Genomic DNA, 23,396 nt, shown 5'->3' with positions numbered 1-23,396 from the left:
CGGCGACCCGGTTCCCGGTAAATTCACATATCGGTCGCATCCCACCCGATGCTCGCGGCCTCGTCCAGGGTGCGCGCCTCGAAATGCTCCAGCATGTCCTTCATTGCCTCGAGGCCCTGCTTGAACAGGGCAGAATCCCGCCACTGTTCAATCTGTTCCAGGGACTCCCACGGGCCGGTGCTGATGAATCTGTTCTTGACGTCGCGATCGTGCATCAGCACGGCTTTGGCGTTGGGAAAGTCTTCCTTCGTCTTCCTGGCCAGATCCCGCCAGGCCTGCACAAAATCGTTCTCGCGGCCGGGATGCACCAGCCAGATTCCGAGCGTATAAACAGACACGTCGATCGCCTCCATTGTCCGTACGGGTTGATACGCCGATTATGTTCCTGTCCTCCGGCCGGCGGTAGTGCCGGACCGCCCGGAGCCCGGTTGTGGCCGCAAATGAACCGTTGTAAGGGTGAAGTGGAAGGCCTAGCATGTGGGCAGACCCCCACTCTGGGGCCAGCCTCGGACCTTCCATCGTTGGGAGCGGGCACACGTTCGGATGCCGATGTCCCGGGCGAACACAGGATAGGAAAAACGATGAGCAAATATCTGTTCGAAGCGAACTACGTCGGCGACGGAATCAAGGGACTCATGCGTGAGGGCGGCACCAAACGGCGTGATGCCGTTGTCGAAGCCCTCAAATCGGTGGACGGCTCGCTGGAAAGCTTCTACTACGCTTTCGGGGAGACCGACGTTGTCGGAGTCTTCGATATCCCCGACCAGGCCGACGCCGTCGCCCTGTCACTGATGATCAATTCCACCGGCGCCGTGAACCTGCACATGAAACCGCTCATGTCAGCAGAGGATCTCGACGCGGCAGCCAAGAAGACGCCGTCGTACCGGGCCCCCGGGCAATAGCCCACACGGTGCCCGGCGTGCCGGTGCGGGGCCAGTCCCCCGGGCTGGCCCCGCACCGGCAGCGCCGGATGTTTTAGCGCAGCCGCGCTAACTGCCTGGCGGTCGTGCTACTTGGCACCGTTGTATTCCTCGTCGGTCACGAGGTCACCCCACTCGGACTCCGCGCCCTCTGCTGGCGCTTCCCACATCGCGAGGTGGGTCATGAAATGGTCCGGCGCGGCCCCGTGCCAGTGCCATTCGCCCGGCGGCGTGTAGATCGTGTCGCCGGGGCGGATTTCGGTCACTTCGCCGCCGCGGGCCTGGACCAGGCCGACACCTTCGGTGACGTGCAGGGTCTGTCCGACGGCGTGCGAGTGCCAGGCCGTGCGGGCGCACGGGGCAAAGTGCACCGCGTTGACGCGCATGCGGGACGGTTCGGGCTGCGGGGCCGCGACGACGTCAAACCAGACGTCGCCGGTGAACATCTGCGCCGGTCCCTTGACGCTTGGCTTCCTGGCTTGGATTTCCACTGTCATTTCCTCACAGGGTGTTTTTGTCGGGTGGCGGGCGCGACCGGAGGCCGCGTCCGCCCACTCCCGGGGTTCTTCGTGCGCTGCTGCGTCCTAGTTCAGGGTCGCGGTGTCGATCACGAAGCGGTAGCGGACGTCGGAGGCCAGGACGCGCTCGTAGGCGTCGTTGATCTTCGCGGCCGGGATGACCTCGATTTCGGCGCCCAGGCCGTGCTCGGCGCAGAAGTTGAGCATTTCCTGGGTTTCCCGGATGCCGCCGATCATCGAGCCGGCGAAGGAACGGCGGCCCATGATCAGGGCGAACGCGTTCACCGGGAGCGGTTCCGCGGGGGCGCCGACGTTGACCAGTGCGCCGTCGAGGGTCAGCAGCTGCAGGTAGGAGCTGATGTCGATCGCGGCACTGACCGTGTTGATGATCAGGTCAAAAGTGCCGGCAAGGTCCGTGAAAGTGTTCTCGTCGCTCGTGGCGTAGTAATGGTCCGCGCCCAGCTTCAGCCCGTCTTCCTGCTTCTTCAGCGACTGCGACAGGACCGTGACCTCGGCGCCCATGGCGTGGGCGATCTTGACCGCCATGTGGCCGAGTCCGCCGAGTCCGACGATCGCGACCTTCTTGCCGGGACCCGCGCCCCAGTGGTTCAGCGGCGAGTAGGTGGTGATGCCGGCGCACAGCAGCGGCGCGGCGACGTCGAGCTCGATGCCCTCGGGAATGGTGACCACGAAATCTTCGGTCACAACGACGTGGGTGGAGTAGCCGCCCTGGGTGATGGTGCCGTCACGGTCGACGGCGCCATAGGTGCCGGTGTTCCCGGCGAGGCAGTATTGCTCCTCGCCGGCCTGGCAGTTGACGCACTCGCCGCAGGAGTTGACCATGCAGCCGACGCCGACCCGGTCACCGACGGCGTGCTTGGTCACGGCCGTGCCCACCTCGGTGACAATGCCGGCAATTTCATGGCCGGGAACCAGCGGATAGGTCTGCGGGCCCCAGTCGCCGCGGACAGTGTGGATATCGGAATGGCAGATCCCGGCGTACTTGATCTCGATCAGGACATCGTGCGGTCCAACGTCGCGGCGCTCGATGGTGGTGAGGGCGAGCGGCTCGGTCGCGGACGGTGATGCGTAAGCGTTGACGGTAGGCAATGAATCTCCTGCTTGTTGATCGTTGGGGGTTGTTCAACGGAACACCATCCATCAAACCCGGTAACGCAGCCGTGAGGGAGTCCCTGCTGATAGGGGTACTGGCAGGGCCTCCCTCAGAGAGCCCAAAGGCCTAACGTTGATGGCATGGATAATCGAGAGGCGACCCGCGAGTTCCTTGCCTCGCGCCGGGCCAAGATCACCCCCGAAGAGTCGGGATTGCCGATCTACGGCGCGAAACGCCGGGTCCCCGGACTCCGCCGCGGGGAAGTCGCCATGCTGGCCGGCGTCAGCGTCGAGTACTACACGAGGCTGGAGCGGGGAAACCTGTCCGGCGTTTCGGAGGGGGTGCTGGACGCTGTGGCCAGGGCCCTGCAACTCGACGACGCCGAACGGGCCCACCTCTTCGATCTGGCCCGGGCAGCGGCCCCGGGCAGCCGGACCCGCCGTCGTCCCCGTCCCGCGGAGTCCGTCCGGCGCAGCGTTCAGCTGACGCTGAACGCCATCGCCAACGCGCCCGCCTTTGTGCGGAACGGACGCATGGACATCCTTGCGGCCAACCCGCTGGGCCATGCCCTGTATTCGGACATGTACGCGGGTCCGGCCCGCCCGGCCAACCATGCCCGGTTCATCTTCCTGGACGCACGATCGCGCAGCTTCTACCCGGACTGGGGCCGTGCGGCGAGCGACACCGTCGCGATCCTGCGCACCGAGGCCGGCCGGGACCCCTACGACCGCGGGCTGACCGACCTGGTCGGGGAACTATCGACGCGGAGCGAGGAATTCCGCACCTTGTGGGCGGCGCATAACGTGCGCCAGCACTACACCGGGCTCAAGCACTTGCACCACCCGGTGGTCGGGGATCTCCACCTGATGTACGAGGCAATGGACGTCTCCGCCGACGCCGGGCTGTCCCTGCTGGTCTACAACGCCGAGCCCGGCTCCGCGTCGGAAGATGCGCTGCGGCTGCTGGCCAGCTGGGCCGCGACCAACCAGCAAGTCAAGGAGGCCGGGGCGGCTTTTACGGTGGACAAGGCCTAACCGGGGCAGGCCGGCACTGTCACGCCAGGGCGGATATGCCGTCCGTGTATCCACCGGACTGGCCGCTGGAGGTGAAGTTGTTCAGCCAGGCCATGGCCTCGTCCCGGGACGTGAAGAATTCGTGGGGGTAGCGGGTGTGCCGGCTCATGGCCGCCGCGATCACACGATCCACTGTGCTCGATCCAAGCACGGCAATCGCCAGAACCCCTGTTGTCTGCGCGAACTCGTACCTGGCGGCCGCGCTGATCTCCACGTCCGTCATTTCGGAGAGCATCGGCATCGGTATTCCGCCGCTGATCTGCGCTACGGCCAGCATCGCGTCCCTGGCATCGTCGACATCAACAAACGTGCCCGGCTGCCAGACGGATGTGATGATGCCCGCACTGATGCTCAGCACGTTCTTTCCGTCAGCAGCTGCTATATGTCCTGGCATCATCGAGACCATTGTAGGGCCGGTCCTGACAAGCCACGGGTTTGGGGCCCGGTGCGCGTGGCGGACCGCAAACCATGGCTGCACTCCGCGTCGCTGACCGGCAAGGCGTACCCCGGGTGCCACGTGGCCCGCAGCCCGTGCCGGTATTCAGCAAAGGCATTGCCTTCGCCATGCCCCGCAGGCATACTCGTGCCTGCGGGAGGACGTCCCCGCGTCCCCCACCGACGACCCGCGATGCACACGCGAACGGATGAGCGCCATGGCTGATATGACGAACCTCGAGCAACAGCAGGTGGACCGGGCGAACGCTTCCGGCCTCAAACCCGTCGTCTTCGTCCACGGACTGTGGCTCCTGTCCAGCAGTTGGGACCGGTGGCGGGCCCTGTATGAGGAGAACGGCTACACCACGCTCGCCCCCACGTGGCCCGATGATCCCGAAAGCGTCGATGAGGCCAGACGCGACCCGGAGGTCTTTGCCAAGAAGATGGTCAGGCAAGTCACGGACCACTACCTCGACGCGATTGGCCAGCTCACCATCAAGCCCGCTGTCGTGGGGCATTCCTTCGGCGGACTCATCGCCCAGAGGATCGCCGGAACCGGAGCCGCCGCAGTCACGGTGGCGATCGATCCCGCACCGTTCCGGGGAGTCCTGCCGCTGCCGGCCTCCGCCTTAAAGTCAGCAGCGCCTGTGATCGCGAATCCCGCCAACGCAAAGCGTGCAGTGTCTTTGACTTTTGACGAATTCCGTTTCGGCTGGGCCAATGCCCTGGACGAGGACGAAGCCCGTCAATTGTTTGACACCTTTCATGTCGCGGCCTCTGGCGTGCCTCTGTTCCAGGCTGCAACCGCAAACCTCAACCCGTTCACCGAGGCCAAGGTCGACACGAAGAATCCGGATCGGGGGCCGTTGCTGATCATCTCCGGGGAGAAAGACCACACCGTGCCGTGGGCCATCGCCAATGCGTCCTACAAGCGTCAAAAAAGAAATTCGGCGCACACGGCAATCAAGGAGCTGCCGGACCGCGGCCACTCTCTCACGATCGATCACGGCTGGCCTGAGGTCGCCCAAACCGCCCTGGACTTCATCAAAGAGTTCGGCTGAGTACTGCCGGCCAGAGTCAACGTGTCCGGCCGAGGGCATGCCCCCTGCCGGCGCTCAGCAGTGGACATGTCCCCCCTCAGGAATGGACACGTCCCCCGGCGCGGCCCAGGGATGGACATAGTGGGCATATGTCCATCCCTGGGCGCCGGAGGAGGGCATGTCCCGCGGAGGGGTGCCGGAAGCTGCCCGGCCGTCACAGCATCCCGCGGTCAGGACTCCAGGACCAGCAGCTGGGCCTTGTCCGCGTCCCAGCCCACCCACAACTCCTCGTCCGGCCGGATCCCGGCGACACTGTCGGAGCTCAGCTCACGGAGCTGGAGGTCGTGGCCGCCGGCAGTGAGGCGGTGGCGGACCGTGGCGCCAAGATTCGTGGAGGACACCAGGGTCGCGGCGCATCCGTTGCCCGCCGCGGCCCGTGTCCTGAATTTGAGGTGCTCCGGGCGGATGGAGACGGCGTAGTTCTCACCGCTTGCCCCGCGGTCCCGGACCTTTGCCATCCCCAGCCCGCCGAGGTCCACCACGGCTTCCTCGCCGTTGCGCTCCACGATGGTGCACGGGATGAGGTTGGTGTCGCCCAGGAAGCTGGCCACCCAGTCGGTCATGGGGTGGTTGTACACCTCCTCCGGCGGGCCGGACTGCACGATCTTCCCGTCCCGCATCACCACGATCCGGTCCGACATGGCCATGGCCTCGTCCTGGTCGTGCGTCACGAACAGCACGGAGATGCCCAGGCCCTTCTGCAGGGTCTTGATCTCCTCCTGCATCTGCTCGCGAAGGCGCTTGTCCAGGGCTGCCATCGGCTCATCCAGCAGCAGGGCCGCCGGGTTGAAGACCAGCGCCCGGGCCAGCGCCACCCGCTGCTGCTGTCCGCCCGAGAGCTGGCGCGGCTTGCGCCCGCCCATCTTGCCCAGTCCCACACGGTCGAGGGCTTCCTCGGCGCGCTGGCGGCGTTCCGCGCGCGGCACCTTCCTCATGCGCAGCGCAAACTCCACGTTTTCCAGCGCGCTCATGTGCGGGAACAGGGCGTAGTTCTGAAACACGACACCGAGATTGCGGTCCCGGGGCGGCAGCATGTCCACGGGTTTGCCGTCAATGAGGATGGCTCCGGCGGTGTGTTCTTCAAACCCCGCCACCATCATCATGGTGGTCGTCTTGCCGGAGCCGCTTGGGCCCAGGAGGGTCACGAACTCCCCCGGCTGGACTGTCAGGTCCAGTTCGTCCACGGCAACGACGTCGCCGTAGTGCTTGCTGACCTGGCGGAGCTCAATGGCGCCCTGGGCGGCCCTGCCCGTGCCGGGAATGGGCCCCGCGGAAATCACTGATGCGGTCATCGACTTTCCTTACGTTTGTGCGGACACGGCCAGCGGCAGCATCCGGGTTGAAGAGCGGCGCTTGAGGACAAACAAGACCTGGAGCAGCAGCCCGATGGTGGCGACGCTGACCAGCAGGGCGGAGGACACCGCGATCTTCGGGGTCAGGTTGAACTGGATATCCGTGAACATCTTCACCGGCAACGTGGTGGCCCCCGGGGACTGCATGAACAGGGACATCACCGTCTCATCGATGGAGACCGAGAACGCGAAGAGCGCCCCGGAGATCAGGCCGGGCAGGATGATGGGCAGATACACGTGCCGCAGGACGGAGAGCGGTCCGGCCCCGAGGCTCTGCGCCGACCGGACCAGGGCCGGGTTGAGCCCGGCGAGGCTGGCGCGGGTGGTCAGGTACACATAGGGGGTCGCGATCACGGCGTGCGCAAGGCCGATGGGGACGATGCTGCCCACCATGCCGATCGAGATGAAGAACTGGTAGAACGCCAGCGCCAGCACCACGGTCGGCACGATCATCGGCGCGAGGATCAGACCCACCACGGCGGGCTGGCCGGGAAACTTGCGCCCGTGCAGGCCGATCGCCGCAGTGGCGCCCAGCAGCACGCCGATCACGACGGCGATCGCCGCCGACTGCAGGCTGGCCGTCAGGGCGGAGGTCCAGGCCCGGTCGGCGAAGAATCCGGCCACGGCGGCGAAGGAGATTCCCTCCGGCGGGAAGGTGATGTAGCGGCTGTCGTTCAGCGCGACCGGCACCACAATCGCCGTCGGAATGACGAGGAACAGGAAGGCCGGGATGGAAAGAAGCGCCAGCAGCCGGTGCTGTGGATTAGTTGTCTTCATGTTGGCCTCCTGCCTTGAGGACGCGCTGGTAGACGGCCACGAGGATGCTGACCATGACCGTCAGGATGACGGCCAGCGCAGCGGCCCCGGAGAAGTCCGTGAGCTGTCGGGCGTAGTAGTCGATCTGGTTGGCGATCATCATGTCGCCGGGCCCGCCCATCACCACCGGGGTGATGAAGAAGCCTGTGCTGATGATGAAGACCAGCAGCCCGGCCGCGGAAATGCCGGGCATGCTCAGCGGCAGCGTGATCCTGCGGAAGACGGATCCTTCCCGCGCGCCAAGGGAGCGGGCCGCGAGCCCCAGCCGGTCATCGATCGATGTCAGCGAGGAGAAGATCGGGAACACCGCGTACGGCAGGAGACAGTGCACCATGCCGACGATCACGGCGAACCGGTTGTGCAGCAACGGGATCGGCGCACCGGTCAGCCCGATTCCCTGCAGGAAGGCGTTCACAATGCCGTTGTCCTGGAGCAGGACCGCCCAGGCGAAGTTCTTCACCAGGATGCCGGTCCAGAACGGCAGGAGTACGACGGCGAACAGGATCACCCGGGTGACGTTGCCGGCCCGCCACAGGACCATGGCGATGATGTAGCCCAGCACCACGGTGACAATGGTGCTGGCCAGGCTGATGGTCAGGGTGTTGACCAGGGCGCGCATCACCAGCGGGTCCTCGAGGACCCGCTGGTAGGCGTTGTCGGCGAAGCTTGCGCCGACCAGTTTGCCCAGCGGCGTCAGGAACAGCACGACGTCGAAGGCAAGGATCGGAGCCAGCAGCAGCCACCAGCCGCTGCGCCGCCGTCGGGGTGCTGCCTCGGCGGAGGCAGGCGCGCCGCGGCCCCGCGGCCGGGGCCGTTCGAGGGTTGCGTTGCTCATGTCAGCTGGCCTGCCAGAGCTTGAACTGCTGCTCGGTCTTCTTCAGGTTCTGCGACCACCACTTGTCGTCGCGGACCAGGATCTTGTCCGCGAGCCGGGGGCTGGTGGGAAGCGTGTCGGCGATTTCCTTCGGCAGCTTGGACAGCGCTGGGGTGTTGGCCAGGGTCAGGTTGGTGACCTTGTCGAACGCCGCGCCGGCCTCGGCGTCGTTGGACATGAAGTTCATCAGTTTGAAGGCCGCTTCCTTGTTCTTGGCGCCCTTCGGAACCACGAAGTAGTCGCCGGCGAGGACGGCGTTTTCGGCGGAGAAGTTCAGTTTCGCGCCGTCGTTGCGGGCTGCGTTAATGCGGTTGTTGAAGCTGGTGGAGAGCGAGACCTCGCCGGAGGTGAGCTGCTGGATGGGCTCCTGGTTGGCGGCGTGGTACAGAAGCCGGTCCTTGCCCGGGTGCTGGCCCAGGACCCTAAGGGCCCGGTCGACGTCGAGCGGGTAGATCTTGTCGAAGGGGACACCGTCGGCCAGCAGCGCGGCTTCCAGGACGGAGCTGTCGGAGAGCTGGTTGTACACCGAGCGCTTGGTGTTGTACTTGCCCTGGTCGAAGAATTGGGCCCAGTCTTTCGGGGCCTGCGCGTCGGAAATGACCTTCTGGTCCCAGGCCATGACAAACAGGAAGCTCAGGTACTTGATGCCGTATTCAGCCTTCGCGTATCCGGGCAGGCCCTTGTCGCTGATGATGTCGTAGTCGAACTTCTCTAACAGCCCCTCGGCCACGGCCACCTCATACTCCGGCGCCGTGATTTCCACGAGGTCCCACTGCACGTCGCCGGACTGGACCTGGGCCTTGAGCGCGGCCAGGGAGGTGTTGGCCAGCAGCGTCGTCTGGATCCCCGACTGCTTGGAGAACGGGTCCAGGATTGTCTGGGTCAGCTGGTCGTTGTACGAGCCACCATAGGACGTGACGGTCACCGTCTTGTTGGCAGCGGCGCTTTCGGCGGGCTTCGCCGCGCAGCCGGAGAGCGCCAGACCCGCAAATGGCGTCAGCGCTGCCGCCTTGAGGAGCTGCCTGCGGTCAAAGGGAGTGGAACGGAATGCTGTCATGGGGGAAGTGCCTCTCATGGACGCGGGCACGCCAAAAGAGGGCGTGCAGGATTGCGGGCGTGGCGGGGTGCGGTGCGTGTGACGCAGTGAAGCGAGAAGAAGTGAAGAGAGAAGGAGAAGTGACAGCTGCGGTTCGCGCGCGCCATCCATTCCAGCTGGAGATCTCGAGTCCGCCTTCCGGCGGCTTTTCGGTTTCGCAACTGTAACTGTGAAGTTGCTCACTAGTCAACAGTTGTATTGCTTTAAGAAACAACGAGATTTCTGCCCCGCGAGCTCCCCTAACGCCGGCCCTCCTGAGCCCGCCCGGGCATCTCCAGGGTCACCGAATGATGCGCCCGTCGTGGATAACAGTCCTCGACCTGTTGTGGTCCCAGAGAACTGCCGGGTCCACAAAGGGGTCGCCGTCCAGAATCACGGCATCGCCCGCCATTCCAGCGCCGATGCTCCCGATGCCTGGGTCCTGAAGGAGCTCTGCGTTTACTGAGGTAAGGGATCTCAGCGTCTCCAAGACGCCTGCCGCCTCGATCTGCAGCCGAATGCCGACAAGCTGATCATCCTCAAGGTCCCCCATCAGGTCGGATCCGAAGCCCACCTTGACTCCGGCCTGCAGGGCCAGTTCCACAGCAATTTTGCCGGCCTCAAGCACCTCGGCGTTCTTGGCCTGGGAAACGGGGTTCAGGCCCATTGCAGCTCCCCTTCGGCTCATGGCGTCGTAGGCGGCAAGCGTCGGCACGAGGAAGCTCCCGTGCTCGGCCATCATCTGCGCCGCGTCCCGGTCCAAGAGGTTCCCGTGTTCTATGGAACGTACCCCGTTTTCCACGGAATGCCTGATTGCCTCGGGTGAATACGCATGGGCCGCCACGTAACTCTTGCGCCGGGTGGCCTCGTCCACCACCGCCCGGACTTCTTCCGCTGAATACTGCGGCAGCCGGATGGGATCTGTCAGGGAGACCACGCCTCCGGAAGTCATGATCTTGATGGCGTGGCTTCCCGTGCGGAACCGATCACGAACTGCCCGGCGCAGGTTGTCCACCCCGTCCACCACGGCGCACATGTGACCGTGATCGAAGCAGACATCCAGATCCGCGGACCGGGGATCGCCATGGCCACCGGTTTGGCTGAGGGCCGGACCCGTGTAGTAGTATCTCGGAGCCGTGACCAGGCCGCTGCGGATGGCGCGGGCCAGCCCGCTGTCCCCGCCGGCCACATCGCGGACGGTCGTGAATCCCCGCCGCACGGCGGCGCCCAAGCGGCGCGCCCCCACCAGTGCGGTGTAGCTCAGGAGCGAGCGCTCAACCTCAAGGCCGCCCAAGCCCACGGCGTACGCGTGAAAGTGGGCATCGATGAGCCCTGGCACCACGACGCGGCCGCCGGCGTCGATCACCTCACCTTCGGGGATGACGTCGCCGGTCTCCTGGATGATCCCGTCCCGGAACAGGATGGATCCGCTCGCCAGCTCGGGCGAATGTCCGTCAAAGATCCGGGCATTGTGGATGGTCAGGGCGTCTGCGTTGGTCATGCTGACAACTCCTCGGGTGAGATGTTCGTGGGTGGGCTCGGTCCGGTTTTCTAGGTGCTGGCCGGTTCCGTGGAACCGCGGACCATCAGTGAACCCTGGAGGATCAGCTGGTGCTGTTCCAAGCCCTTGCCCTCCATGACCCTGCGGAGCTGTTCGCCGGCCCTGGCCCCGAGGGCGTCGCCCGGAAGGTGGACGCTGGTCAGGCCCGGGTTGGACGTGGCCGAATAGGGCAGGTCATCGAAGCCTGCCACGGCCAGTTCCTGCGGAATGCGGACGCCGGCCACCCTGGCTTCCTGCAGCACGCCGTAGGCATGGGTATCGGTGGCGCAGACGACGGCGGTGACACCGTCCCGCTGCCAATCCGGCCACGCCGCGGCGAACGCGCCGGCGGCGGCGCCGACGTCAATGGTGGTGCCGATGACATGGTCCGTGGCCACGGTGATGCCCAGCGCCGCAGACTCCTCTAGGAATGCCGCCCGCCGGATATCGAAGGTCGCCGTGCCGGTCACACTGTCCATGTACGCCGCTTGTTTGTGTCCGGCGTCCGCCAGGTGCCGGGCCAGCAGGCGGGCGCCGTGTCCGACGTCGAGATTCACCGAGGGGGCGAAGGACTCCAAGCCGGGGGCGTCCAGCAGAACGAGAGGCCCAGCGACGGAAAGATCCTCCAGGAACTCCGCGCTGGGCGCATCTACGAGCAGCCCGGCCGGCCGCAAAGCCAGGAGCCTGCGGACGTCGTCGACGCGCGGGAACTCCCCGGCGTCCGTGACGGAGAGCAGCAGCTGGTATTCGGCGCCGAGCGCGCCGCGGACACCTGCAATGACGTTGGCGAAGAAAGGGTTGGAGATGTCCGGCGCCACGAGAATGACGATCGAACTGATGCCCTTGGCTAGCGAACTGCCAATACTGTCCACCACATAGCCGAGTTCCGCAATGGCTTCCCGGACCCGCGAAATGTTGTCCTCCGAGACCCGCCCCTGGGTCTTTCCGTTGGCCACAAGGGAGACCGTTGCGGTGGAGACCCCGGCCCGCGCAGCCACCATCGCCGCAGTGACGCGCGGGGTGCGCCCCCGAAGCTCGTGTACTTGTTCGCCGGATTCCATACCTCGATCGTAGCCGGGAGTGACGCATCGCACCTGCCGCAAGACATCAAGCGCTTGACGTCATTTACGTTAAGCGCTTGACGCTTGACGCTTGACAGTGCCAAACTCACTCTGAACGCTTTATCGCACCGCCCCGGCGGACCCCCAACGACGTGGAGATATTTACGTGGATCCCATCACCCTGAAACCGGAACGCAGGAAGATCATCCTGGACTGCGACCCAGGCCATGACGACGCCGTGGCCATGCTGCTGGCTCACGGCAATCAGTACATTGAGCTGCTCGCGGTCACAACGGTCGTCGGCAACCAGACCCTCGAAAGGGTCACCCGCAACGCCCTGTCGGTGGGCACGATTGCCGGCATCACCGGCGTCCCCTTCGCCGCCGGCTGCGATCGGCCCTTGGTCCGCAGCATCGAAACCGCCCCCGACATCCACGGTGAGAGCGGCATGGACGGCCCCGCCCAGCCCGAATCCAGCATCGAACTGGACCCGCGCCACGCCGTCGACCTCATCATCGACACTGTTATGGCGCACGAGCCTGGCACTGTGACGCTGGTGCCCACGGCAGGACTGACCAACATTGCCATGGCGGCCCGCAAGGAGCCGCGCATCGTGGAGCGCGTGAAAGAAGTTGTGCTCATGGGCGGCGGGTACCACGTAGGCAACTGGAGCGCAGTTTCCGAATTCAACATCATCATCGACCCCGAGGCCGCACATATTGTGTTCAACGAGCCGTGGCCGGTGGTCATGGTGGGCTTGGACCTCACGCACCAAGCCCTCGCGACCCCCGAAGTCGTGGAAAAAATCGCCGCCGTGGGTACCAAGCCCGCCCAGTTCGTGCTGGAGCTGATGGAGTTCTTCACCAAGACGTACAAGGACGCCCAGGGCTTCGATTACCCGCCCGTCCACGACCCCTGCGCGGTGGCCTACGTCATCGATCCCACGGTGATGACCACCCGCAAAGTCCCCGTGAACATCGAACTGCAGGGCCAACTGACGCTCGGCATGACCGTCGCCGATTTCCGCGCCCCGGCACCGGAGGACTGCCACACGTCTGTTGCTGTGGACCTCGATCACGCGAAGTTCTGGAACCTCGTCACAGACGCCCTGGTGCGCATCGGCGACGTGGACCCGTCCGCCGCCGTCAGCATCGGCGCAGGAAACGGAGCCAACTCATGAGCACTCTGACTTACGAATCCAAGACAACGGGACGAAGCGTCGCTGCACTCACGGCGGCCCTGTTGACGGCCTGCATTGCCTTCCAGCTCAACGCATCGATGCTCAGCCCCGCCCTGGTCACGATGGGCAACGAACTCCACACCGATCAGGCCGTGATCGGCCTGTCCCAGACCTGGTTCTTCACCGCGGCAGCACTGTTTTCCCTCTTCCTGCCGCGCCTGAGCGACATTGTGGGGCGCAAGAAGATCCTGCTGGGCATGATGTTGATGATGGCTGTCGGCTCGGTGATCGCGGCCATGGCTCCCGATATCACCTGGCTCTTCGTCGGACGCATCATCCAGGGCGTCAGCGGCCCCACGGTCCCGCTGTGCCTGATCATGCTGCGCTCCGCCGTCAGTGACCCGCGGAAGTACGGTGCCCTCATGGGCCTCATCACCGCCGTCAACGGCGGGGTTGCCGGCGTCGACTCCTTTGTCGGCGGTTACTTCGCCGAGCATTACGGATTCCGCAGCATCTTCTGGCTCATGGTGGTGCTGGCCGTCGTGGCGGCGGGCCTGGTCGCCGTTCTGGCCGGTGAGAGCAAGCCGGCGGTGGGCACCAAGATGGACTGGCCCGGCGTCTTCTTCATCGTGATCGCGGTCGGCGCCCTGCTCACAGCCCTCAACGAGGCCTCCAAACTGGTCAGCGGATTCTCCCCCGGCACCCTCGCACTGGCGACTGCCCTCATCGCCGTTGCAGTGATCGCCTTCTTCGGGTTCTGGACGGTGGAAAAGCGCTCCCGGCAGCCCATGGTGGAGACCGCCCACCTGCGCCAGCGCTCCACTTGGGCGCCGTTGCTGACCACAATCCTGACCATGACCGGCGTCTTCGCGGTCATCAACGGGATCGTTCCCGCCTACGTGCAGGCCACGGCTCCCGGCTTCGGCGTGGGACCGACCGAAATGTCACTCATCATCCTGACTCCCTACGCCCTCCTGGGCTGGGTTGTCGGACCCATCAGCGGCCGTTTGGCCCCGGTTTTCGGCTACACCAAAGTTTTGCGGATCGGCATGGCCGGCAGCGTCGTGGCCCTGGCGATCATCGCCTTCTTCGGCCTCAGCAGCCTGCCCATGATGATTGCCGGAACAGCGTTGCTGGGCATCATGTACGCGGGTACGGTCAACATCATGCTGAACGGCCTTGGCGTTGTCCTCTCCCCAGCTGGCAACCCCGGCTTTCTCCCCGGCATGAACGCCGGCGCGTTCAACCTGGGCGCCGGCCTGAGCTTCCTGGTCCTGCCGGCAGCGCTGGTGGCCTCTTCTGCACTGGGCGATGCCCAGGCATCCTACTTGACCGCGATCACGGTGGGCCTGATCATCACCGTGGCGGCTTTCGCCGCTTCACTCCTGATTCCCAAGCCCTTGGAAGCTGAGGCGAAATGACCCGCCCGGACTCTGGCCGGATCGTCGTCGTCGGTTCACTGAATGCGGACCTGACCATCTACTGCGACAGGCTCCCCCTCCCCGGCGAAACGGTGCACGGGAATGGCTTTGCGGTCAATCCCGGCGGCAAGAGCGCCAACCAGGCGGTCGCGGCGGCCAAACTCGGAAGCCGGGTCGTGCTGATCGGTGCGGTGGGCGACGACACCAACGGGACCATGCTTCTGGCCTCCACCGCCGGGGCCGGGGTGGACATTTCCCGCGTCCGCCGCACGCCTGATGCTGCGACCGGCGTCGCCGTCATTTCCGTCGACGCCCACGGTGAGAACAACATCATCATCTCGGCCGGAGCCAACGGCACACTGGCGCCCGGGGATGTTGCCGCTTCCGCCGAATTGTTCGAGGGCGCGTCCGTGATGTGCCTGTGCCTCGAGGTCGGTCTGGACACCGTTGAGGCCGCGGCCCGCTTGGGCCACGACGCCGGGGCGACAGTTCTGCTCAACCTGTCGCCCTACGCCGAGATCCCGGCGAGCTTGGCCGCACTCTGCGACATCCTGCTGGTGAACGCGCATGAGGCGTCGCTGTTCCTGGGCGGCGCCGCCGTGCCCGACGCCGGGGCTGACACCGCGGCGTGGGCGCCGGTCCGGGACCAGTTCGCCGATCGCGGACTGCACCGCGTTGTGGTCACTTTGGGGGCGAACGGCTCCGTCGTCCTGGACTCCGGAGCCGGCGCCGAGGGCCGCATCACCCGCATTGAACCCACCAGGGTCGACGCCAAGGACACCACCGGTGCAGGCGATGCATTCACCGGGGCCGTGGCTGCGCGCCTTGCCGCCGGCGATTCACTTCCGGCCGCTGCCGCCTTCGCGTCCGTTGCCGCGGCCTTGGCAGCGACCAGGAAGGGGACGCAAACGGCGTACCCGAAAGCGGCGGATGTGGAGGGACTGCTCGCTTAACGGCCACCCCCGCCAGTTAGGGCCGCCACGGGAGGGGGCGCCGCAGAGCCTGTCTGCGGCGCCCCCTCCCGGTTAAGCACCGGACCGGTCTGGTGGTCCTTGGTTGATGCAACCCAATTGCACAGCAGATTCACAGCGAGGCGCTATTGAAGTTACAGCCGCGGGGCCGACAATGGTTCGACCTGATAGGAGTATTTGCCGGGCGATGGTGGCCGCGACTTACTGGAGCGTCAGTGGCGAGCGTCCTGACCAATCGAGCCGGAGCAAGCGAACTTGTACCGACTAGTGATGGGCTCCCGGCATGATCACTCTCCGCAAGCACGTACTTCCCTCGCTCCTCGCCCTGGTCCTGCTCTCGACGTCGGCCTGTACCTCCGGTGTCGCGGCTGGCATCCCGTCGGCCGGCGTTCCGTCCGGTGGCACACCATCTGGCACACCCTCAGGTGGCACACCGGGCAAATCCGGCGGCGGGACGAGCCAATCCGCCGCACCCGCCGAGTCCGCCAGCCCGAGTGCTGCGGTCCCGCAGCTGACCCCGGCGAGCACGGTGGATGCGCGCACGGTGCTGGCGGCGTTCAAGTCCCGGGACATGGTGGGGCACCTGCAGGCACTGCAGCGCGTGGCCGATGCCAACGGCGGGAACCGGGCCTCGGGCACCTCGGGGTATGAGGAGTCGGCCCGCTACGTCGAGGAACAGCTGCGCGCGGCCGGGTATGAACCGGTGCGGCAGAGCTTCACGTTCAAAGAGGACGGCCGGCGCGGCAAGACGGTGGAGTCCTTCAACATCCTCGCCGACACCGGGGGCAGTGCCGGGCACACCGTGGTGGTGGGCGCGCACCTGGACTCCGTGCAGGAGGGACCGGGCATTGATGACAACGGCAGCGGGGTCGCGGCCGTCCTGGAGACCGCGCGGTGGATGAAGGAGGCCGGGATCACCCCGGCCAACCGGGTCCGGTTCGCGTTCTGGGGCGGCGAGGAGGACGGGCTGTACGGGTCCCAGCACTACGTCGACGAACTGAGTGCGGCCGAGATCGGCCAGACCGCGGCGAACCTGAACGTGGACATGGTGGCCTCGCCCAACGGGGTCCGCTCGGTCCATGACGGGGACGGCACGGACTTTGGCCACGCCGGCCCGGCCGGGTCCAAGGCGATCGAGGACGTCTTCTTCCGCTACTTCCAGGAGAACGCGCTGCCGGCCGAGACCACGCCCTTTGACGGGGGCTCGGACTACGACGCCTTCCTCTCGGCCGGCATTCCCGGCGGCGGGCTGTTCACCGGGGATGAGAAGAGGAAGACCCAGGCCCAGGCGCAGGCCTATGGCGGGGTGGCGGGCAAGGACCTCGATCCCTGCTACCACGAGGCCTGCGACACGATCGCCAACACAAACCCGGAACTGCTCACCGAAATGTCCGGCGCCCTGGCCTACGGCACCGTGGCCTACGCGATGGCCAAGACCGGCTAAACACCAGCTTCGCCGCCGGCTCCGGGCCGCCCCGCAGGAAGGTCCCCGGCCCAGCCACCTTCTGACGAGGGGCCGTGCCGGGGACCTGTGCTTGCCAGGGCCGAATTTGTGCCCTAGATTCCGGCCCCGCGCCGCGCCGTGGCTCCTTGGGGCTGCCGTACGCCGGCCGGTGTGAACTGTGCGCCGGTGTCCGGGAATCCGGGCACGGCAATGCGCGCGTGGGTGTGGATCTCCTCGACGGAGTCGCGCGTGTGCTGCGCGATCTTCTCCATGGTGGTGACCCACATGCCGTCCATCGACTTGACCCGGTCCATCAGCTGTTCCAGGGCCACGGCCTTGGACGGCCGGCCGGAAATGAAGGGGTGGTTGGTCAGGACGAAGCAGCTCCCGGCAGCGTGGTGGGCCTCGGCCTCTAGCGTCCACATTTCGAGGACCTTGGCCGGGCTTTCGATGACGCCGCTTCCGGTGACGCCCGGGTAGAAGGCATACTGCTCCCAGTCGTCCAAAGCCCAGTCGACAGGGATTTCCACGAGATCGCGGGGGTCTGCCTCGGCAACGCTGAAGCGGTACGGCGCGTCGCCGTCGAGCAGGCTTGAGTCATACAGGAACCCGCGGTCGGCAAGGAGGGCCGGGGAATGCCAGTTGAGCTCCCACCACGGTGCCCTGTAGCCGGTCGGCCGGACGCCGGCGGCCTTGGCCAGGGCATCCAGGCCCCGGTCCAGGTACCGCGCCTCCGTGGCGGCGTCGATGCCTTGCATGGGTTCGTGCAGGTACCCGTGGTGTGCAATCTCGTGGCCGCCGTCGGCTATCCGGCGGACCACGTCCGGGTAGCATTCGGCGGTGAATCCCGGGACGAAGAACGTCGCCTGGATCTGCTGGCGCTCAAGGATCTGCAGGATCCGCGGAACGGCGACCTTGGGCCCGTAGGACTGGTGCGTCATGAGGGACATGCGCCTGGTGCTCTGCGGGTCATGGGCGATGGTGCAGGATTCGGCGTCGACGTCGAAGGTGAAGGACGCCGCGGCACGATTGCCTTCGGGCCAGGTGATGGGATGGGCGGTGTCGGCGAAAGCGGGGAAGTTCACGGGGTTGATCTCCTGCTAGAGGGCGGCGGGCGTGGTTGATGTGACCGGAAGGCCGGTTGCCTCAGGTGAATCTGCGGTCTGTTCGCTGGGGGTGGGGACATCCAGGAACTTCCTGTGGAACCGCGGACCGAGGACGGCGTAAGCCGCGGCGCTGGCCAGTCCCCCGGCGAGCCAGGACAGATCCCACCCGCCCAGGGCGACGGCGATGGGGCCCTGCATGGCCGGCACCAGTCCGTACATGAACAGCCAGGTGGCGAAGATGCCGATGAGCAGTGAAGCGACACCGGCCGGATTCACGCCCGGCAGGCGTTTGGTGCCGACGGCGTCAAAGAGCCGGGACGGGTCGCCGGGCCAGCGCTTCTCGATCCAGAAGTAATGGACCAGCATGACTCCGCCCCAGGCAGCCACCCAGGCGACCAGCCCAATCAGCCAGGCGTCCAGCACGGAGGCGAAATCCTCCTGGAAGATGAAGAAGATCACGGCCGCGAGGGAGAAGACGCCGACGAACAGGTTCAACTTGCGCCGGCTGATGGAGATGTCCAGGGCCTGCGTGGCGACGGAAAAGGTGTAGATGTTCAAGATGTTGGTCGCGATCGGGCCGTGCAGCACCATGAGCAGCACCGGAAGGGCCAGCGCGCCGAAGTTCTGGACGATGAGTTTGCCGGGATCAATTTCACCCGTGTTGGTCGCCAGGCTGGCCCCCAGGATGCCCAGCCAGACGACCGGGATGAACTGGCCCAGCACCGAGGCGAGATAGACCTTGCGCTTGGGCACCGTGGTGCTGACAAAGCGGGAGTAATCCGCAGCGTAGGTGAACCAGGTGATGCCCCAGCCGATGCCGATGGCCGTCATGACCGCGCTCATCGCGGCGATGCGTTCCGAGCCTTCCAGGATGTGCCCCGCCGGGCCGGCGTAGGTCCAGTTGATCTTCATGCCGAACCAGGCCACTGCCGACATCACGGTCAAGATGATGATGGTGGGCGGCACGGTCCACTTCTCGAAGGCGGCGATGGCTTTATAGCCGAACCAGGCGATGGCTACCTGTACAGCCATGATGAAGGTGGCGATGCCAATCTTCCAGGCGTAGTTCTTGGCCTCCGGGTCAACCCAGCCGAGCGTTCCGAACAAGGCCATGACCAGATCCAGGATGATCCAGGTGTTGACCGCGCACCAGCCGATCACCAGGAGAGCCTGGATGCCGGCGGGCAGGTAGTTGCCGCGCCGGCCGAAGGCGGCGCGGGCCAGCACCATGCCGGTCGCTCCGGTCTTCTGGCCCAGCAGGACGAAGCAACCGAAGAGCAGCATCCCGATGAGGTTTCCGAGGACAAGAACCGTGACGGTGTCCGCGAACCCCAGGCCAAGCTGGATGCCGAGCGCTCCGAGCACCCAGTTGATCGGGGCGAGATTGGCGCCGGCCCAGATCCAGAACTGGCCCGAGACCTTGCGGGTCCGTTGTGATTCGGGGATGGGCTGGAGCCATGCTTCGTGGTCTACGCTCGCTTCCGGCGCGGTGCCGGCAGGGGCCGCTGGGGATTTTTGACGCATGTGGAGCCTCCGAGGGTGTGTGGGATTCCTCAAGATTATGTGTCGTGGGCCACATACGACTATATACAATGTGTCTAGATATACCCAGAGCAACGCGACGGAGTGTAATGTCCATCCTTCTTCAAGACGTCCTGAACCACCCGACCATGGCGGCCGCCGACCCCATTGTCCGGGCCGCGGCCAGGGCCGCCGCCCGAGCGCAGCTCCGGTGGATCCACTCCAGTGAAATCATTGATATCGCGCCCCTGCTGGCCGGCGGGGAACTTCTGCTGACGGGCGGAGAAGCCCTGGCCCTCGCCTCGGAGGAGCGGCAGGTCAACTACATCCGCCAACTGGCGGAGCGGGGCGTTGCCGCCGTAGCTATCGAAACCGGGGCCGCCCTTCCGTCCCTGCCATCGTCTATGGTGGCGGCCGCCGAGGCGGCCGGACTGCCCCTGATTGAACTTCGCGGGGTGGTGCCGTTCGTCGGAATCACGCAGGCCATCAATTCGATGCTGGTCAGCGACTCGGTATCGCAGTTGCGGCGGGCCGATGAGGCCAGTCACGCGATGGCCGTCGAACTGGCGCACGGCGGTGGCCTGGACCGGATCCTCGCCGTGCTGGCCGGCATCATCAATGCCGAGGTGACGCTGACGTCCATAGCCGGCGCGACCCTGGCCAGCGCAAGCCCGGGGCGGGCCGAGGCCGCCGACGTCGATGCCTCCACCGTTGGGCCGCAGGAGCAGGCACGCCTGATTCACATCGACGTGCCTATCCGCGGCATCCTTGCGGCTCAGCTGCTGCTGCGGGTCCCGGCGGACGAGGACCAGAACCTGGCCCGGACGGCCGGAAATCGTTCTGTGGACATCCTTGCCCTGGCGTTGCTGCAGCGGATGTCCCCCGGGCTCAAGGAAGTCGCCGGAGCGGCCCTGCTTCGCGCGATTGATTCCGGCAGTCAGGCGTGGCGGCTCCAGCAATTAGCTTCCGCGGCCGGGATTCCGTCGGGTGCCACAATCGTGGCCATCGTGGTCCGCTCCGGCATGCTCCAACGCCTCCGCGCTTCTGTGGAGCAGCTCTTGGCCCGGGGGGCGCAGCCCAGCGCAACCTATGTCGATAATGCCGAGCTGCTGGCGGTGGCGGTCCTCGCGGGCGATAGTCCGCTAGCCAGCAGGGAAGCACTTCTGGCTGGCCTGCGGGCGCTACCGGCCCCGTCAGACACGCTGGTTGCCGTCGGCCCGCTGGCCGCCGGGATTTCGGAAGCCCCCTGGTCCTTGTCGGAGGCCAGGCTGACCCTGCAATTGGCGGGCGCCCTGGGGCAACCACACACGGGAACCCAAGGTCCGCACGGTCCCGTGATCGATTGCGAGGCATTCGCCGTCGAACGCCTCGCCGTGGGAAGCCTGGATACCGGGCAGCGGCGGAACTTCGTGCGCCAGCAGCTGGGGGCCCTCCTGGATTATGATGCGCAACGCAATTCCCGGCTGCTTGACACCCTGGCCATGTGGCTGGATTCCGGCTGCAACACCGCCCAGGCGGCGAGGGAACTGCACGTGGAGCGGCAATCGATGCATCAACGGCTGCAGCGGATCTTCGAGCTGTGCGGCGGCGATCCCCGGCGGACGGGCCGGCTCGCGGCGTTGCATTTGGCCGCGCGGCTGGCCCGGCTCAGCTGACGTGCGCTCGGCGCCTGAGTCCGGGCGCGCGCCGCGTCAGCCGTTGCTGGACGCCCGGCCGCCCAGCCGGCTGGTGATTTTGTCGGCCGCAGCGGCGCACGCTTCGCCCAGGCCCTGCAGCCCTTCGCGTGAGACGCGGAACCGGGGCGCCGAGATCAGGACGGCCGCCACGATATCGCCGCGGTGGTCGTGGACGGGAGCGGCCACGCCCACTTCATCGATGGAGGATTCGCCGTAGTTGATGGCCCAGCCACGAGCCGTCACGTCCTTGAGCTTGATCTGGTAGCCATCCAGGCCCGCATCATCGAGCCCCGGGTAGCTGATCGCTCCGCTGCGCAGGAGCACACGGACGCGTTCGACGGGCAATGCGGCCAGGAAGACCTGCACGGAGGCGCTCATGGCGTCGGTGTACCGGGCTCCCAGCGGGGTGGTGTGCTTGATCTGGTGGTGGCTGGCGATCTGCTCCACGCACATTGACTCTGCGCCGTTCCACACCATGAGGGCGCTGGTTTCGCCGGTCTGTTCGGTAAGTTCACGCAGTACGGGATACGCCACCCGCCGTTCTTCCAGTTCGGCCAGCAACGGCCCGGCGACGGCGATCAGTCCCAGCCCCAGCCGGAAGCGGCGGGTTTCCGGATCTCGTTCCACCAGGTGTTCCTGCTCGAACGTGGACAGGATCCGGGAAACCGTGCTCTTGTGCAGGCCCACCCGGTTCGCGATCTCGGTGACCCCGAGCAACGGTTCGTCCGCCGTGAAGGTTCGCAGCACGGCGATGGCGTTGACGATGACGGAGGTGCCCTTGGTGTCGCCGTTTCCGGTGGTCCCGGGAGATTCTGCTGGGGTCATGGTGTCTACCATCATTCCGCATGAGGGCCCAAAAGCGGCGCCACGGTGGACGTGGCGCCGCTTCTGGGTCCTGCCTTCAGGGGGTCTGGGCGCCTCAGGCTCCGATGATGTTGTACTCGGGGCCGAACGGGAACTTCGTGATGTTCTCGGCTCCGTCTTCGCCGACCACCAGGATGTCGTGCTCACGGTAGCCGCCTGCGCCGGGCTGGCCGTCCAGGACGGTGATCATGGGTTCCATGGAGACCACCATGCCGGGCTCGAGCACCGTGTCGATGTCCTCGCGGAGTTCCAGTCCGGCTTCGCGGCCGTAGTAGTGGCTCAGGACGCCGAAGGAGTGTCCGTAGCCGAACGTCCGGTTGGCGAGAAGCCCGTGGCCCACGTAGATCTCGTTCAGCTCGGCGGCGATGTCCTTGCAGACAGCCCCCGGCTTGATGAGCTCGAGGCCGCGCTTGTGGACCTCGACGTTGATGTTCCACAGTTCGAGGGAGCGGGCGTCGGGTTCGCCGTAGAACAGGGTGCGCTCCAGTGCCGTGTAGTAGCCGGAGGTCATGGGGAAGCAGTTCAGGGACAGGATGTCGTGTTCCTGGATCTTGCGCGTGGTGGCCCAGTTGTGGGCGCCGTCGGTGTTGATGCCGGACTGGAACCAGACCCAGGTGTCACGGATTTCCGAGTCCGGGAACGTCCGCGCGATTTCGTGGACCATGGCTTCGGTGCCGATCAGGGCGACCTCATATTCGGTGATGCCGGCGGTGATGGCGTTGCGGATGGCTTCGCCGCCCAGGTCACCGATGCGGGCCCCGTGCTTGATCACCTCGATCTCTTCCGCCGATTTGATCATCCGCTGGCGCATCGCGGCCTGGGCCACGTCCACCAGGGTGGCCCCCGCAAAGGCCGCCTGGATCTTGTTGCGGTTGTCCAGCGGGAGCGAATCGTCTTCGACGCCGAGCCGGCGGGGGTTGATGCCGCGGGTGCGCAGCGCCTCCTGGATGGCGAAGATGTAGTTGTCCCGGCGCCAGTCCGTGTACACCACGTTGTCGCCATAGCTGCGCCGCCACGGCATGCCGGCGTCGATGTTGGCCGTGACGGTCACGGTCTCGTCCTTCGTGACCACCATGGCGTAGGACCGGCCGAAGTAGGTAAAGAGGAAGTCCGAGTAGTACTTGATGGAGTGGTAGCTGGTCAGGACGACGGCGTCCAGGTCTTTTTCGGCCATGATGCGGCGCAGTCCGCCGAGCCGGCGCTCAAATTCGGCGTTGGAAAAGGTCAGCTTTTCCTTCTGCCCGTTGTGCAGGACTTTCAGTCGCTCCAGTTCGGCGATGGACGAAGCGTTGTTGGACGTTGCGATGGTCATGGTGGTGGTGCCTTTCTGCGGTT

Annotated in this window: 22 protein-coding genes; 8 read left to right on the top strand and 14 right to left on the bottom strand. The window is 65.9% G+C overall.

The genetic code is table 11. The features are described from left to right. Positions 1 to 23: 23 nt before the first annotated feature. Complete coding sequence (locus AC1DDH_RS04555) at positions 24 to 353, bottom strand: antibiotic biosynthesis monooxygenase family protein (protein WP_028275943.1); 330 nt, start codon at positions 351 to 353, stop codon at positions 24 to 26. A 228-nt stretch (positions 354 to 581) separates the two neighbouring features. Between AC1DDH_RS04555 and AC1DDH_RS04550 the strand changes: the two genes are divergently transcribed. Further along, positions 582 to 902, top strand: coding sequence for a GYD domain-containing protein (locus AC1DDH_RS04550; protein WP_028275942.1), 321 nt, complete (start codon positions 582 to 584; stop codon positions 900 to 902). A 107-nt stretch (positions 903 to 1,009) separates the two neighbouring features. On the opposite strand, the gene AC1DDH_RS04545 is transcribed toward AC1DDH_RS04550, so the two are convergent. Both AC1DDH_RS04545 and AC1DDH_RS04540 read right to left on the bottom strand, forming a co-directional pair. Further along, positions 1,010 to 1,417, bottom strand: a complete 408-nt coding sequence (locus tag AC1DDH_RS04545) for a (R)-mandelonitrile lyase (protein ID WP_476856078.1) — start codon at positions 1,415 to 1,417, stop codon at positions 1,010 to 1,012. Positions 1,418 to 1,504: 87 nt separating this feature from the next. Continuing rightward, positions 1,505 to 2,548 (bottom strand): NAD(P)-dependent alcohol dehydrogenase, encoded by a 1,044-nt coding sequence (locus AC1DDH_RS04540; protein ID WP_476849958.1) that lies wholly within the window; start codon positions 2,546 to 2,548, stop codon positions 1,505 to 1,507. Positions 2,549 to 2,692: 144 nt separating this feature from the next. Here AC1DDH_RS04540 and AC1DDH_RS04535 point away from each other — a divergent pair, with 144 nt between their 5' ends. Further along, positions 2,693 to 3,586, top strand: a complete 894-nt coding sequence (locus AC1DDH_RS04535) for a helix-turn-helix transcriptional regulator (RefSeq protein ID WP_476849959.1) — start codon at positions 2,693 to 2,695, stop codon at positions 3,584 to 3,586. Between the two features lie 19 nt (positions 3,587 to 3,605). On the opposite strand, the gene AC1DDH_RS04530 is transcribed toward AC1DDH_RS04535, so the two are convergent. Further along, positions 3,606 to 4,022 (bottom strand): DUF7793 family protein, encoded by a 417-nt coding sequence (locus tag AC1DDH_RS04530; RefSeq protein ID WP_476849960.1) that lies wholly within the window; start codon positions 4,020 to 4,022, stop codon positions 3,606 to 3,608. Between the two features lie 256 nt (positions 4,023 to 4,278). On the opposite strand from AC1DDH_RS04530, the gene AC1DDH_RS04525 reads away from it, so the two are divergent. Continuing rightward, positions 4,279 to 5,121: an alpha/beta hydrolase gene (locus AC1DDH_RS04525; protein WP_476849961.1), complete on the top strand. Its 843-nt coding sequence runs from the start codon at positions 4,279 to 4,281 to the stop codon at positions 5,119 to 5,121. 209 nt (positions 5,122 to 5,330) lie between these two features. Here AC1DDH_RS04525 and AC1DDH_RS04520 read toward each other — a convergent pair whose 3' ends face one another. The 6 genes from AC1DDH_RS04520 to AC1DDH_RS04495 all read right to left on the bottom strand — a co-directional run bounded on the left by AC1DDH_RS04520 (position 5,331) and on the right by AC1DDH_RS04495 (position 11,878). Next, positions 5,331 to 6,452: an ABC transporter ATP-binding protein gene (locus AC1DDH_RS04520; protein WP_476873345.1), complete on the bottom strand. Its 1,122-nt coding sequence runs from the start codon at positions 6,450 to 6,452 to the stop codon at positions 5,331 to 5,333. A 9-nt stretch (positions 6,453 to 6,461) separates the two neighbouring features. After that, positions 6,462 to 7,289 (bottom strand): ABC transporter permease, encoded by an 828-nt coding sequence (locus AC1DDH_RS04515; RefSeq protein WP_026539571.1) that lies wholly within the window; start codon positions 7,287 to 7,289, stop codon positions 6,462 to 6,464. Beyond that, positions 7,276 to 8,163: an ABC transporter permease gene (locus AC1DDH_RS04510; protein WP_476856077.1), complete on the bottom strand. Its 888-nt coding sequence runs from the start codon at positions 8,161 to 8,163 to the stop codon at positions 7,276 to 7,278. Before AC1DDH_RS04510 ends, AC1DDH_RS04515 begins: the two co-directional genes overlap by 14 nt. Position 8,164: 1 nt before the next feature. Beyond that, complete coding sequence (locus AC1DDH_RS04505) at positions 8,165 to 9,259, bottom strand: extracellular solute-binding protein (protein ID WP_018775012.1); 1,095 nt, start codon at positions 9,257 to 9,259, stop codon at positions 8,165 to 8,167. Between the two features lie 319 nt (positions 9,260 to 9,578). Continuing rightward, positions 9,579 to 10,778, bottom strand: a complete 1,200-nt coding sequence (locus tag AC1DDH_RS04500; RefSeq protein WP_476954930.1) for a metal-dependent hydrolase family protein — start codon at positions 10,776 to 10,778, stop codon at positions 9,579 to 9,581. A gap of 50 nt (positions 10,779 to 10,828) precedes the next feature. Further along, the gene (locus tag AC1DDH_RS04495; RefSeq protein ID WP_243178260.1) at positions 10,829 to 11,878 is read right to left on the bottom strand and encodes a LacI family DNA-binding transcriptional regulator; all 1,050 of its coding nucleotides are present in this window, start codon (positions 11,876 to 11,878) and stop codon (positions 10,829 to 10,831) included. Positions 11,879 to 12,044: 166 nt separating this feature from the next. On the opposite strand from AC1DDH_RS04495, the gene uriH reads away from it, so the two are divergent. The 4 genes from uriH (at position 12,045) to AC1DDH_RS04475 (ending at position 16,894) form a co-directional block, all read left to right on the top strand. Next, a complete protein-coding gene (gene uriH / locus AC1DDH_RS04490; RefSeq protein WP_476954929.1) occupies positions 12,045 to 13,058 on the top strand; it encodes a uridine-preferring nucleoside hydrolase UriH in 1,014 nt (337 codons plus the stop codon). Further along, on the top strand, positions 13,055 to 14,479 hold the full coding sequence (gene uriT / locus AC1DDH_RS04485; RefSeq protein ID WP_243178258.1) for a uridine transporter UriT: 1,425 nt from the start codon (positions 13,055 to 13,057) through the stop codon (positions 14,477 to 14,479). Before uriH ends, uriT begins: the two co-directional genes overlap by 4 nt. Continuing rightward, positions 14,476 to 15,432, top strand: coding sequence for a ribokinase (locus tag AC1DDH_RS04480; RefSeq protein ID WP_476954928.1), 957 nt, complete (start codon positions 14,476 to 14,478; stop codon positions 15,430 to 15,432). The genes uriT and AC1DDH_RS04480 overlap by 4 nt, the downstream gene beginning before the upstream one ends. Before the next feature lie 301 nt (positions 15,433 to 15,733). Continuing rightward, positions 15,734 to 16,894, top strand: a complete 1,161-nt coding sequence (locus tag AC1DDH_RS04475; RefSeq protein ID WP_476947523.1) for a M20/M25/M40 family metallo-hydrolase — start codon at positions 15,734 to 15,736, stop codon at positions 16,892 to 16,894. A gap of 113 nt (positions 16,895 to 17,007) precedes the next feature. Here the strand turns inward: AC1DDH_RS04475 and AC1DDH_RS04470 are convergent, their stop codons facing one another. Both AC1DDH_RS04470 and AC1DDH_RS04465 read right to left on the bottom strand, forming a co-directional pair. Beyond that, positions 17,008 to 17,979, bottom strand: a complete 972-nt coding sequence (locus AC1DDH_RS04470) for a polysaccharide deacetylase family protein (protein ID WP_476954927.1) — start codon at positions 17,977 to 17,979, stop codon at positions 17,008 to 17,010. Between the two features lie 15 nt (positions 17,980 to 17,994). Continuing rightward, positions 17,995 to 19,524, bottom strand: a complete 1,530-nt coding sequence (locus AC1DDH_RS04465) for a purine-cytosine permease family protein (RefSeq protein ID WP_243178254.1) — start codon at positions 19,522 to 19,524, stop codon at positions 17,995 to 17,997. A gap of 107 nt (positions 19,525 to 19,631) precedes the next feature. Here AC1DDH_RS04465 and AC1DDH_RS04460 point away from each other — a divergent pair, with 107 nt between their 5' ends. Beyond that, positions 19,632 to 21,176, top strand: coding sequence for a PucR family transcriptional regulator (locus AC1DDH_RS04460; RefSeq protein ID WP_476954926.1), 1,545 nt, complete (start codon positions 19,632 to 19,634; stop codon positions 21,174 to 21,176). A 36-nt stretch (positions 21,177 to 21,212) separates the two neighbouring features. Here the strand turns inward: AC1DDH_RS04460 and AC1DDH_RS04455 are convergent, their stop codons facing one another. Together AC1DDH_RS04455 and AC1DDH_RS04450 are read right to left on the bottom strand one after the other, a co-directional pair. Next, positions 21,213 to 22,022 carry an IclR family transcriptional regulator gene (locus tag AC1DDH_RS04455; protein WP_476954925.1) on the bottom strand — a complete coding sequence of 270 codons (810 nt, stop codon included), beginning with the start codon at positions 22,020 to 22,022 and terminating at the stop codon, positions 21,213 to 21,215. A 94-nt stretch (positions 22,023 to 22,116) separates the two neighbouring features. Next, a complete protein-coding gene (locus AC1DDH_RS04450) occupies positions 22,117 to 23,373 on the bottom strand; it encodes an aminopeptidase P family protein (RefSeq protein ID WP_476888068.1) in 1,257 nt (418 codons plus the stop codon). Positions 23,374 to 23,396: the final 23 nt, after the last annotated feature.

This window comes from Arthrobacter sp. 10T425, from assembly GCF_056393985.1.
The sequence above is the reverse complement of the archived record's forward strand: the minus strand, read 5'-3'. Positions and strand labels throughout refer to the sequence as shown.

Bases quoted from the DNA above. Each gene is read 5' to 3' on its own strand.
- AC1DDH_RS04475 (WP_476947523.1), top strand. From the start codon at position 15,734: ATGATCACTCTCCGCAAGCACGTACTTCCCTCGCTCCTCGCCCTGGTC.
- AC1DDH_RS04460 (WP_476954926.1), top strand. From the start codon at position 19,632: ATGTCCATCCTTCTTCAAGACGTCCTGAACCACCCGACCATGGCGGCC.
- AC1DDH_RS04535 (WP_476849959.1), top strand. From the start codon at position 2,693: ATGGATAATCGAGAGGCGACCCGCGAGTTCCTTGCCTCGCGCCGGGCC.
- AC1DDH_RS04550 (WP_028275942.1), top strand. From the start codon at position 582: ATGAGCAAATATCTGTTCGAAGCGAACTACGTCGGCGACGGAATCAAG.
- uriT (WP_243178258.1), top strand. From the start codon at position 13,055: ATGAGCACTCTGACTTACGAATCCAAGACAACGGGACGAAGCGTCGCT.
- AC1DDH_RS04525 (WP_476849961.1), top strand. From the start codon at position 4,279: ATGGCTGATATGACGAACCTCGAGCAACAGCAGGTGGACCGGGCGAAC.
- AC1DDH_RS04555 (WP_028275943.1), bottom strand. From the start codon at position 353: ATGGAGGCGATCGACGTGTCTGTTTATACGCTCGGAATCTGGCTGGTG.
- AC1DDH_RS04495 (WP_243178260.1), bottom strand. From the start codon at position 11,878: ATGGAATCCGGCGAACAAGTACACGAGCTTCGGGGGCGCACCCCGCGC.
- AC1DDH_RS04500 (WP_476954930.1), bottom strand. From the start codon at position 10,778: ATGACCAACGCAGACGCCCTGACCATCCACAATGCCCGGATCTTTGAC.
- AC1DDH_RS04465 (WP_243178254.1), bottom strand. From the start codon at position 19,524: ATGCGTCAAAAATCCCCAGCGGCCCCTGCCGGCACCGCGCCGGAAGCG.
- AC1DDH_RS04545 (WP_476856078.1), bottom strand. From the start codon at position 1,417: ATGACAGTGGAAATCCAAGCCAGGAAGCCAAGCGTCAAGGGACCGGCG.
- AC1DDH_RS04450 (WP_476888068.1), bottom strand. From the start codon at position 23,373: ATGACCATCGCAACGTCCAACAACGCTTCGTCCATCGCCGAACTGGAG.
- AC1DDH_RS04510 (WP_476856077.1), bottom strand. From the start codon at position 8,163: ATGAGCAACGCAACCCTCGAACGGCCCCGGCCGCGGGGCCGCGGCGCG.
- AC1DDH_RS04520 (WP_476873345.1), bottom strand. From the start codon at position 6,452: ATGACCGCATCAGTGATTTCCGCGGGGCCCATTCCCGGCACGGGCAGG.
- AC1DDH_RS04455 (WP_476954925.1), bottom strand. From the start codon at position 22,022: ATGACCCCAGCAGAATCTCCCGGGACCACCGGAAACGGCGACACCAAG.
- AC1DDH_RS04530 (WP_476849960.1), bottom strand. From the start codon at position 4,022: ATGATGCCAGGACATATAGCAGCTGCTGACGGAAAGAACGTGCTGAGC.
- AC1DDH_RS04480 (WP_476954928.1), top strand. From the start codon at position 14,476: ATGACCCGCCCGGACTCTGGCCGGATCGTCGTCGTCGGTTCACTGAAT.
- AC1DDH_RS04505 (WP_018775012.1), bottom strand. From the start codon at position 9,259: ATGACAGCATTCCGTTCCACTCCCTTTGACCGCAGGCAGCTCCTCAAG.
- AC1DDH_RS04515 (WP_026539571.1), bottom strand. From the start codon at position 7,289: ATGAAGACAACTAATCCACAGCACCGGCTGCTGGCGCTTCTTTCCATC.